The following is an 11,439-nucleotide window of genomic DNA, read 5'->3' as shown; positions in this document are numbered from 1 at the left end:
ACGAATACAATAATTTATAAAGCTATTACATTTAAAACTCCATTTTCAATACGCAATGGAAATGAATTAAAAAGACATTTCATAAAGGGTGTTTTAAAGTTCCGATCTGATTTGAAAGTTTCACCAAAAGTTTTAGATTTATTACATTTAAAGAACTCATAAAATTGCGTTTACAAGCATTTCTATAATTAATAAAGCCGTTTCTGTATAAGAAACGGCTTTTTAAAAACTAAAATTCTAAAATTATTTTATTGCATCAATCCCACTGTGTGTTGGAATTACCTGTTTGATACTTCCGTCAGGATTAAACTCTAGTTTATCCATACAAACTTCACGATGAAAACCGCCGGCATCACCCATTTTTATTCCGGTTGGATAAGAAAAACGATGATAGGTTATGTACCATTCGTCTTTATTTGGAATTTGTAATACAGAATTATGACCTGTAGCATAAATTCCCTGATCTGGAATTCCCTGAATTACAATATTATCTTTCGGAATTTCAATTGGCCCTAAAGGCGATTTTGACGTTCCATATCTAACTTTATAATTTGGACTTCTCGTATCATCTTCACTCCATAAAAAATAGTAGGTTCCTTTTCTGTAAATAACATAAGTTCCTTCTCTAAAAGTATCATCAACCTTGATTATTTTGGTGCTTCCTTCTTTTATCGAAATCATATTGGCATTTAATTCGGCTACAGCCATATAACCATTACCCCAATACAAATAGCTTTTTCCTGTTTTAGGATCTGTAAATACATCCGGATCAATTTCCTGACCTCCCTTTACTCCTTCTGGTCTTGTGCTTACAAGTGCTTTTCCACTATCCGTAAAAGGTCCGTTTGGATTATCTGATGATGCTACACCAATTTTTTGAGCAGCCGTGAAATAATAAAAATAGTTGTATTTTCCTTTTATCTTTTTCTCCACAATACAAGGTGCCCAAGCATTTCTGTTGGCCCAAGTCACATCTTTTCTGAGATCTACAATAATTCCTTCGTCTTTCCAGTCTGTCAAATTATCTGAAGAGAAAGTCTTGAAATAATTTCCTGACCATCCATCAAAACCATCACTTGTTGGATAGATATAGTATTTCTTTGTTTTGTTCGAATATAAGATTTCCGGATCAGCATAATAACCTTCTAAAACCGGGTTATTATTTATTTTTGGAAATTTATCCGGCATTCCCCATTTTGTAATCAGTTTCTTCAATTCAGAACGTGTGATAGGCAAAATAGTTCCGTGGCGCGGATTAAAATCCATTGAAATATCATTATCAATAACAGTGAAATTCTCTAAATCTTTACTTTTTGTAAACTGATATCTTCCTTTTGTGTAAACATCATACATCAGGATATAATCATCCGAATTATTTAGTTTGAAAACGCTGGAACCTTCAACACCATCCTTTGTTTGTTGCAGATAATTGTCATTTTCTGTCCATTTTCCAGAAGTCAAATCAGTTGTTGTGGCTACTTTAATTCCTGGGTTTTCGGTTTCTGTTTTATAAAAAAGATGATAAATTCCGTCTTTTTCAATAATATCACCATCTATACAAGCTCTCTCCGATTTTGGAACAAATAATAATTTTGGAGCACTTTCTAAACCCGTAAAATCTTTATTAGCATAAGCGTAATAAATTTTATCCGGACCTCCTGCATATTGCAAACTAAAGTAAATTAAATACTTTCCTGCTTTTGCATCGTAAATCGTTTGTGGTGCCCAAACTCTTTTTAAATTTTCATTTCCCGGAAAAGCAGTTTGAATATTTACAATACTGCTTTTCCAATTTACTAAATCGGTGCTTTTTAACAAGACCATTGCACGATTGCTGTCCCAGCCTTTTGAAGACGTCATATCTGTCAAAACCATATAAAAAGTTTTGCCATCGTCTCCGCGCAAAATATGCGGATCCCGAACGCCACCAGTTGAACTGATTACTTTACTGTCTATGACTGGTTTGTTATTATTTAAATGATAATAATGATAACCATCTGCGCTAATAGCATATCGAACAGCTTCTTCTTCAACCGAATTTCCGGTGAAGTAAACAAACAAATAAGCCGTTAAATCCTTCTCTGCAATTGCGGGTGGAATCCCTTTTGTATTGTTGTTTTGTGCTTGTGAAAAACTAAAGAGCAATAAAAATAATACAATACTAAAATGTGTTTTCCTCATTATTTTTTTTCTTTTAATTGATACAAAACTGAACTGTGAGGTTTTAATTCTGCTGAAATTGCTGTTGAAGCAACTTTTGATTTCTCACCAGTCCACATATTCAAAACTTCTATATTTCCTGAAATTCCTAAATCAGAAAAATTTACCGAAATAGTTTCTGAAGTTTTATCTGAGATATTAAACAAAGCCAGATAAATACTTCCGTCTTTAGGATTTTTTGAAGTCACCGCAATTTTTCCGTCTTTCTGGAAAAGTTGTTTTACATCGGTACTTTCATTGTGCATTTTCACAACTTCTTTATTTGTTAATAATGATAATGTAAACGCATCATTACTTGGTAAATCTCCACCAAAAAATAACGGCGATTTAAAAATATTGAAAAAGGTAATTAAAGTGTATTGCTCGTCTTTTGTTAAGCGTGTCATTCTGTCTTCGCCACGTTCTCCCCTAACAGAAATGCGTCCTAATGGAATCATATCGCAGTCTGGCCATGTTCCTGGTGCAATATGTGGATACCATTGTTCACTTACCTTCATTAAATGTGTAATATGCGGCCAGGTGTCCCAAACATCATCAACCATACGCCACATATTGGCATGTTCTTTTACGTGAGGAGCTGCGGTTATAGGCGTTTCACCAGGAGAAGTACTCAATACGATTTTACGTCCGCATTTGTCGATTGCATTTCTAATCAGGTTAATTTCGCCTTCGTGATACGGTCTGGATAAATCATCAATTTTGATAAAATCAACTCCCCAACTTGCATACAGTTCAAATATAGAATCATAATATTCCTGTGCTCCTGGCTTGTCTGCAACAATTGTATAATTGTCTTTTAGCCATTCGCATTGCAACACCGTAGTATAAATTTGATCTGCTGTGATTCCGTTTGCGCCTTTAATAGGCATTTTATCTTCAACCGCTTTTTTCGGAATTCCGCGCATAATATGGATTCCGAATTTTAATCCTTTTTTATGAATATAATCTGCCAAAGGCTTAAATCCTTGTCCGTCTTTTGCTGATGGAAAACGATTTACGGCTGGCAAATATCTTCCGTATTGATCGATTACATATCGTGGATCTGTTTGGTTGTATCCTCCTGCTTTATCATTTTCAACAAACCATCTGATATCAACGACAATATATTCCCAACCGAATTTCTTGAGGTTTTTTGCCATATAATCGGCATTGGATTTTACTTCATGTTCTTCTACAGTCGGACCATAGCAATCCCAACTATTCCAACCCATCGGCGGCGTTTGTGCCCATTGTTTGAATTCATCCTTTTTAAAAACTTTTGTCTGGGCATTAGAAGAAACCGATACGAAAACCAACCCCAAAATCAACGGAACTATATTTTTTATTTTCATTATGATTTTTAATAAGTGTTAATAATACACTCGAATATAATAAACTTTTCGTCATTAAATACAATTAACCTGTCTGCTAACCAAAACGCTGACAGGTTAATTGACAATTTAAAAAACAAACTACTAATTTGTGTGAACTAGTTCCAACGGAACAAGCATCCTTTGATAGACCTGACAGGTTTTTAAAACCTGTCAGATCTTCGGTGACGATCTACTATAAATATATCGTTCCGCTGGAACTTATAACTAATTACATTTAACTTCTTACTTCACACTCACAGTAACGTCAACCGGTTTTAACCATTGACTTGTAAACGTAACTTTAATAGGCTGAGACGATTCTCCTGTTGCCTGAACATAAGCCGCAATATGCCCGTGATATACTCTCTGTACATTATCTGTATAATCTGTCATGTCACTATTGTTTCCGGCTTCTAGTCCTAACAATGTTCCTGACCCCGTAATTGTGCAGGTAACTTCATTATCTGAAAGCATTACAGGAAGACCATTTTGATCTTTTAGCTGCACCATAATTTTAGCTACACCTTTGTCTTTTGCAATTGTGATATTAGTATCAGCAATGGTTAATTCAACAGGTTGTTGTGTCGAATTAATCGTGTATCTGCTTACTTCTTTGTCGTCTTTGTTTAGACCAATTGCTTCTAATTTTCCAGCAGTAAACGGAATATCCCAATAAATAATTCCTGTTTTCTCATCATAAGCTTTTGTCTCACCAACTACTTTTCCGTTTAACTCTAAACGAGCTTTTGCAGCATTTGTATAGCACACAACGCGAATCTTTTCACCTTGAGTGTAATTCCAGATTGCCCACGCATCTTTAGAAATATCCTTTTCATTTTTTAAAGGATAAGTTCCGATGTAAGCCATTGGTTTATCAGACCATAAAGATTGACGGAAATACCCTCTCGGTTTGATAATCCCCGCAAAATCAACTAAACCAGAGTAAAATCCTCTTGAAGGCCATCTTCCTGATTCTCCTAAATAATCAATACCTGTCCAAAGGAATTGTCCAAAAATATGTTTGTTATTTTTTACGGCCAGCCAAGGCTCCATATCGTGAACATTCTCGCTTCCGAAAATAACTCTGTTTGGATATTTTTCGTGATCTGATTTATATTTGCTTTCTGTATAATTATATCCTGTAATATCTAAAGCTCCCGGATATTCTGTTTCGTTAGACATTGCTACACCGGCCAAACCAGCAGTTGTCGGACGGGATTTATCGTATTTTTTTACTGCTGCAACCAAGCGTTTTGCAATTACTCCAAGACGCATGGCATCTGGTGCCTCTTTTTTATAACCTCCGTAAGCCGCTTGTCCAAAACCCTCTTTTCCTTTATCTAAAACTGGGTGAGAATAAGGATCGTTTGGATAATCTACCTCATTACCAATACTCCACGCAAAAACCGAAAGATGGTTTCTGTCACGACGCACAAAGTCTTCCAGATCTTTTTCTCCGTAATCTGCAAAAATGTCAAACGAGCCTTCAAATCCCGGTGTTCCGTAATTCCAGCCTTCTAACCATTTACGTTTTGGAAATTCCCATTCGTCATAAGCTTCGTTCAATACTAATAATCCTAATTCATCACACAATTCGTAAAAAACCGGTGCTTGTGGATTATGACTTGTACGGATCGCATTTACGCCAATTTCTTTTAATGTTTTCAATCTGGTTTCCCAAACTTCGCGAGGTACTGCAGAACCTAAAACTCCGGCATCGTGATGCAAACAAACGCCTTTCATTTTCATCCATGTCCCATTTAAAGCAAAACCATTATTTGGATCAAAAGTGAAAGTTCTAAAACCAGTTTTTGTAACTGTTTGATCTATTTGTTTTCCATCTTTCAGGACGGTTGTTTTAAGCTGATATAAATTTGGATTATTGATGTCCCATAATTGTGGATTTTTAACATCTAATTTAGCTGCTATTTTACCACTTTGATTGGCCGCGACCTCAACTTTATTAGAAGCTTTTGCAACAGATTTTCCATCTTTTGAAATCAATTCGTTAACTACAGTTAAAGTTGATTTTGCAGAAGAACCATTCTCTACATCAACCTCAACATTTAGGGTTCCCACTCCCTTTTTTACTTCGGGATAGGCGTAAACACCCCATTGTGCAATATGAACCGGATTTGCATAAACTACCCAAACATCTCTATAAATTCCAGAACCTGTATACCATCTGGAATCGGCACTTTGACTGTGATCTACACGAACTGAAATCGTGTTTTCTCCGCCATATTTTACGAACTGAGTTGCATCATAAGCAAAAGAAATATATCCGTTAGGGCGTTTTCCTAAAGAATGTCCGTTGATAAAAACTTCACTTCTGTTGTAAACTCCTTCAAAATACAAATACACTTTTTCTCCGGCTTTGCTCTGCGGAATATTGATTGATTTTCTGTACCAGGCAATTCCGCCCGGCAGATAACCTGTACAGCTTGCCAGTGTTGGACTTAGCTGTCCTTTTACGCTCCAATCATGAGGTACATTTACCGACTGCCATTTGCTGTCGTCAAAAGTGGTGTTTTTTGCATCTGAAATATCCTGAAGATTAAATTTCCAGTTGTCATTGATTTTTTTTGAATCTCCAAACGAAATCTGGCTGAATGCCGAGACACACGAAAAGAGTAAAACAGGTAATAAGCTCTTTTTTGTAAACACTATTCTTAATTTTTAGTTGTTGTTTTTAGTTTTCTTTGTTTCAGGTTTCAAGTTTCAGGTCTCGCACAGAACTTGAAACCTGAAACTTTTTTTAATATTCCAATTCTCCCACAAACGTTACAATAGATTTTGCAGGGATTTCCAGATTATCAATTTTCTGAATATTGGCTCTTTTTAGGTTTGAATTTTCAGAAGTTACATAAGGCATAACTTCATTGTTTTTGATTGTTCCTTTGGATAAATCAAACTTGTATTTTTGAGATGATTTTCCGCAGTTTACTGCAACGACAATCAGTTTTTTGTTTGCCGTATCTTTGTAGGCTGTTAGCATAACATCGTTTGCTGCATCGAGTTCATTTTGATTTGGAACATCAATTCTCAACATTCCCGGACGCACAAACAAAGAGTAATTTCCTAAAGCCCAAAGCAGTTTTGAATCGTGAAATTCTCCATCGTTTCTCACATAATTCGGTGCAGTTCCTCCATTGCTTTTTCCATCATCCAGATAAATTAATCCGTCTTTGTAATCAACACGGGTTATAGAAGTCCACCATTGCCATGAAGCCGCATTAGCGACAGCAATATCATTATGAATCAAACGAGCTACGAATAACGCGGTTTGCATTCCTAAGTCTCTTCCTCCGCCTGAACCACCCGGAATTTCAGCTTCGCCCGGATTTTCTAAAATACAATATTCAGATTGCCAATATTTTAATCCCGGATTTTGTTTCACATTTGCAGCGATCAATTTACGGCTTAAAACTTGTTTTTCTATTGGCCAGGTTGTAAAATAACTGTGACCTAAAATTACATTTTTAACATTTGGGAATTTCGAAATATTTGTTTTTGTTTTTCCAAAGAAATAGTCAATCTGATTATCGCGGTTTTCGCCATTTACATTTTCGTATAAATAATTGATTTGTGCGGCTTCGGCAATTACAATTTCGGTGTTCATTTTTTGAGCTTTTAATTTTTCCGAAAGTGATTTGGTCAAATCATAAATTTCCTGATTGGTTGCCGGTGTTCCTTCCTGACTGTTGGTATCACCGTGTTTTGGCATCCACTCCCACTGCGGTTCGTTTATCGGACTTATATAATCGAATTTTATTCCTTCTTTTTTCTCTAACCCTTGAATACTTTGAACTAAGAAATCGGCAAATTTTGGAATTGCACCATCTTTTAGATTCAGTTTATTCTTTTGAGAGGCAAAAGATAATCCGTTGTTTGTCATATAAACTGGCGGACTATTGGTAAAAATCAGGAATTTTTCAACACCTCGTTTTTTAGCTGCCTGCAAAAACCATCTTTGTCCTTCCTGTTTCGAAAAATCATAAGTTCCGTCAGCTTGCAGAAAAGATTCGCTTCTTCTCCATTCGTCCGAAACTTTGCTGTTTTCGCCTTGCTCTGTACTTCCCGCACCTAAATTAAATCTCCAGATCGAAAGCCCAATTCCTTTTGGGTTTCCCTGTGCGTCGATTTCTTTGCTAAAAAGCAAATCGGCAATGGCGTTTTTTTTCTGTTCCGGCCATTTACCCACAAACTGGCATCTCCAGGCATCAGAACCCCCAAAACCATCCATGGTTTGTACAACATTATCTGTGCTAATGGTTATGGTTCGCTGTCCGTAAGACAGCGAACTCATTACCAATAAAAGCGAGATATAGGTTTTTCTCATTTTCTTTTTATTCTTTAAGTCTTTATATAAACCCGACAGGTTTTAAAAACCTTTCGGGTTTGCTAATCTTTGTAGAGCTTCTCGCGGAGATCCCTCGTTCCTCGGGATGACATACTTTACGATTAATTACTTTACTTCAAAGTTTTATGCAATCTATTCGTCATCTAAATCCAATAACAAACATTGTGGTTATTTATCTTTGTCAAAGTTTAAAACTTTGACAAAGATTTGCGCATCGATTCTAAAACCTTTGAACCTTTGCCTCTTTGAACCTCTGAACCTTATTATTTATACGTTCCAACATAAGTCACAACCGACTTCGCCGGAATTGTAAAATTAGAAACATCTACAGCTGCACCTTTTTTCAAACTTAAAGTTTCAGAAGTTGTGTACGGCGTCAATTTATTATCTGCTAAAGTTCCTCCCGTAAGATTTAATTTGTAGGCTTTCGTCGATTTGCTAATGTTAACCGCAACAACAACTAATTTCTTTGTTGCCGCATCTTTATATGCTGTTACCATTACATCATTCACGGAAGTGGCATTATCTACACTCGGAATCTGAACTCTAACCATTCCCGGTTTTACGAAGAAAGAGAAGTTTCCTAAAGCCCAAAGCGTTTTAGAATCTCTAATGTATCCGTCGTTTTTGCAATAATTTGCATCTCCCGCTCCGTTGCTTGCATTGTCATCTACGTGAATCAATCCGTCTTTGTAATCACCACGGCTAATCGCTGTCCACCATTGCCATGACGTAACGCCACCAACAGCAATATCAGTACTGATAATACGGGCTGTCCAAAGTGCCAGCTGAATTCCCAAATCTCTTCCCGGACCTCCGCCTCCTGACAATTCTGATGTTCCGGGACTTTCTAAAACACAATATTCTGAAGACCATAAACTAACTGCACCAACTGACTGAATTCTTGAAGCCGCTTGTTGTCTTGAAGAAATCAGTTCGTTCAAAGGCCAGGCCTGCCAGTAACTGTGTCCGGAAATGGTTTTCTTTACGTTTGATAATCCTGTTATTTTTTTAGCAGAATTTGCTGCAAAGAAATAATCAATCTGATTGGATCTGCTTTCTTTACCTGAAACGGTTTTATATAAAGATTCGTAAGCTCCGGCTTCCCCAACAACAATTTGAGCCGTAAGCCCTTTTGACTGCAATTTAGGAGATAATACATTTACAAAACTGTAAATGTTAGCATTGGTAGCAGGAGATCCTTCTTGTGCAGTTCCGTCCCACTCATATTGCGGCTCATTAAACGGACTCACATAATCGATTGTTAAACCTTGTTCTGTTTTTAATTTATCTAATGCAGTAACCCAGAAATCAGCCAATTCCGGCATTTTTCCATCTTGCAAATTATAAAATTCTTTTATGCTGGCGTGTGCTTTTCCGTTTTGAGTTAAATAAACCGGTGCACTGTTGGTAAAAGCTAATAATTTCTCAACACCACGTTCTTTTGCCGCTTTCATAAACCAAACCTGTCCGGCTTGTTTGCTCATGTCATACGAAACTCCATCTGTTGTAAAACATTCTGTACGTCTCCATTCATCTGAAATATCACTGGCATCGCCTTGTTCTGTACTTCCCGCTCCAAGATTAAAACGCCATAATGATAGTCCGATTCCTTTTGGGTTTCCGTCAGCATCCAATTCTCTGCTGAAAAGCAAATCCGCCATTTTATTTCTTTTATCAGAAGGCCAGTTTTTTCCAATGAAATTACATTGCCAGGCATCAGAAGCACCAAAACTTTCCATGGTTTGGAGATTCATATCCAGATTTACACTTAATTCTGCAATGGTGTTTTCAGCACCTGAATCATCTGATTTTTCAGAATCGCAACTAATCATAAAAAAGTTAGCGAAAAGCAAGCCTGCACATAGCAGACTTACTTTTTTGTTATTTATAAATTTCATTAATATCCTGGATTTTGTTTGATTACTCCTCCACTTAAGTCAATTTCCATTTGAGGTATTGGCCACAATAAGTTTTTGGCAGGGTTAAAATTGATTCCTTTATCCTGAGGTTCTCTCAAATTGGTTGTTTCATACGGATCTGCAGAGTTCAGGTTGTATTGAACAAAAGTTCCGTTTGGTCCCATCAAAGATTCAATAACTGGTTTTCCGGTAGTTGGGTCTTTTTCACGACGGATATCGTATAAACGCAATCCTTCAAAAGCCAATTCTAAACGACGCTCTTTATAAATTTGGTTCAGTAGTGTCGGACCAGATAAACCTGTTTTTGGATCTAATTTTACACGTGCTCTGATGATATTGATATCTGCCAAGGCATCTCCTCCTGTATGATAATTTGCTTCAGCTCTGGTCAGATACATTTCAGCCAGACGAATCAATGGAATATTCAAAGGCAAATGCCCGTCTTTATTGTCTAAAGCTCGACGTGTTGCTATCGGAATATAATATTTACGACAAATACGTCCTGATTTATTATCATTTAAACTGAATTTATGTGTTGGATTTAAAACCTCATCACCATAAGCAGCCTCTCCCCATTTTGTGATGGTACTTCTGCGACGGATTACATCATTCTCAGAAAGATAAGCATTTTCTAAATCACTGGTTGGCATACACCATCCCCAGCCGTCTAAAACATCTGCAGCATCATTGCTTGGAAAATTTTTCTTGTCTTCTCCTCTTGCCCCTGCCAATGTTGGCAATGCAGAACCTAAACTTTTATTTTGTACATCTGAAGATTGTGCTTCTAAAATAGATTCTACTCCATTGTGATTGTTTACATTCCAAATGTTTAGGAAATCCGCTTCTAATGCAAAAGGTCCTTCCGTGATTACTTTATTTGAATATAGTTTCGCTTCTGCCCATTTTTCCTGAAATAAAGAAACACGCGCCAATAAAGCATAAGCAGCCCATTTGTTTATTCTTCCGCTTCTGTTTACCGGAATGGTTTCCAGTTTAGCAGCAGACTCTTTAAGATCGGCTTCAATCTGAGCATACACTTCTTCAGCAGAGCTTCGTTCTAACTTTAAATCACCAGTACCTAATGATGTTGTATAGAGTGGAACCCCTCCGAAAAGGTTTACCAGTTCATAATAACAATAGGCACGAACAAATAGAGATTCTCCCATATATTGATTCTTCTGTGACTCAGAGATTGGTGCCTCAGCCATTCTCTCCAAACCAATATTTGCTGATTGAATGGTATAGAAATGCGCTGTATAACTGCTGTTCATATCTCCCATATTATCTGGCGAAATAATGTATTGAGAACTTGGTCTGTGCGCACTGTTGTCCTGACCTGTATTACCCATCCAGGCATCATCTGTTGCCATTTCGTTGGTAACTCTTGGTGCAACCAATACCCACCAATCATTGGTAACTAACAATCTGCGGGTTAATTCGTTGGTATAATTTTCGCATTCCTGTGCCGTTTGAAAGTAGTTTTCTAAGGTTTGCTTTCCTCTTTCGTCTTTTTCAATAAAATCAGAGCAGGAAACTGCAACTGCAGCTAAAGCTATTATTGATAAAATTATTTTTTTCATGT

At 36.8% G+C, this 11,439-nt stretch carries 6 protein-coding genes; all 6 read right to left on the bottom strand.

What is annotated here, in order from left to right; genetic code table 11:
* Positions 1-243: 243 nt before the first annotated feature.
* The gene (locus BUE22_RS00545; RefSeq protein WP_073392922.1) at positions 244-2,181 is read right to left on the bottom strand and encodes a glycoside hydrolase family 43 protein; all 1,938 of its coding nucleotides are present in this window, start codon (positions 2,179-2,181) and stop codon (positions 244-246) included.
* Positions 2,181-3,551 (bottom strand): glycoside hydrolase family 27 protein, encoded by a 1,371-nt coding sequence (locus BUE22_RS00540; RefSeq protein WP_073392919.1) that lies wholly within the window; start codon positions 3,549-3,551, stop codon positions 2,181-2,183. Before BUE22_RS00540 ends, BUE22_RS00545 begins: the two co-directional genes overlap by 1 nt.
* A 264-nt stretch (positions 3,552-3,815) precedes the next feature.
* Positions 3,816-6,239 carry a glycoside hydrolase family 2 TIM barrel-domain containing protein gene (locus BUE22_RS00535; RefSeq protein WP_073392917.1) on the bottom strand — a complete coding sequence of 808 codons (2,424 nt, stop codon included), beginning with the start codon at positions 6,237-6,239 and terminating at the stop codon, positions 3,816-3,818.
* Positions 6,240-6,330: 91 nt separating this feature from the next.
* Positions 6,331-7,914: a glycoside hydrolase gene (locus BUE22_RS00530; protein ID WP_073392915.1), complete on the bottom strand. Its 1,584-nt coding sequence runs from the start codon at positions 7,912-7,914 to the stop codon at positions 6,331-6,333.
* 284 nt (positions 7,915-8,198) lie between these two features.
* Positions 8,199-9,836 carry a glycoside hydrolase gene (locus BUE22_RS00525; protein WP_084540185.1) on the bottom strand — a complete coding sequence of 546 codons (1,638 nt, stop codon included), beginning with the start codon at positions 9,834-9,836 and terminating at the stop codon, positions 8,199-8,201.
* On the bottom strand, positions 9,836-11,437 hold the full coding sequence (locus tag BUE22_RS00520) for a RagB/SusD family nutrient uptake outer membrane protein (RefSeq protein ID WP_073392911.1): 1,602 nt from the start codon (positions 11,435-11,437) through the stop codon (positions 9,836-9,838). Before BUE22_RS00520 ends, BUE22_RS00525 begins: the two co-directional genes overlap by 1 nt.
* Positions 11,438-11,439 lie beyond the last annotated feature (2 nt).

The sequence above is a fragment of the Flavobacterium pectinovorum genome, assembly GCF_900142715.1.
GTDB classification, from domain to species: domain Bacteria; phylum Bacteroidota; class Bacteroidia; order Flavobacteriales; family Flavobacteriaceae; genus Flavobacterium; species Flavobacterium pectinovorum.
Note: the sequence above shows the minus strand (reverse complement) of the source record. Positions and strands in the feature narration are given on the sequence as shown.

Bases quoted from the DNA above. Each gene is read 5' to 3' on its own strand.
- BUE22_RS00530 (WP_073392915.1), bottom strand. From the start codon at position 7,914: ATGAGAAAAACCTATATCTCGCTTTTATTGGTAATGAGTTCGCTGTCT.
- BUE22_RS00545 (WP_073392922.1), bottom strand. From the start codon at position 2,181: ATGAGGAAAACACATTTTAGTATTGTATTATTTTTATTGCTCTTTAGT.
- BUE22_RS00540 (WP_073392919.1), bottom strand. From the start codon at position 3,551: ATGAAAATAAAAAATATAGTTCCGTTGATTTTGGGGTTGGTTTTCGTA.
- BUE22_RS00520 (WP_073392911.1), bottom strand. From the start codon at position 11,437: ATGAAAAAAATAATTTTATCAATAATAGCTTTAGCTGCAGTTGCAGTT.
- BUE22_RS00525 (WP_084540185.1), bottom strand. From the start codon at position 9,836: ATGAAATTTATAAATAACAAAAAAGTAAGTCTGCTATGTGCAGGCTTG.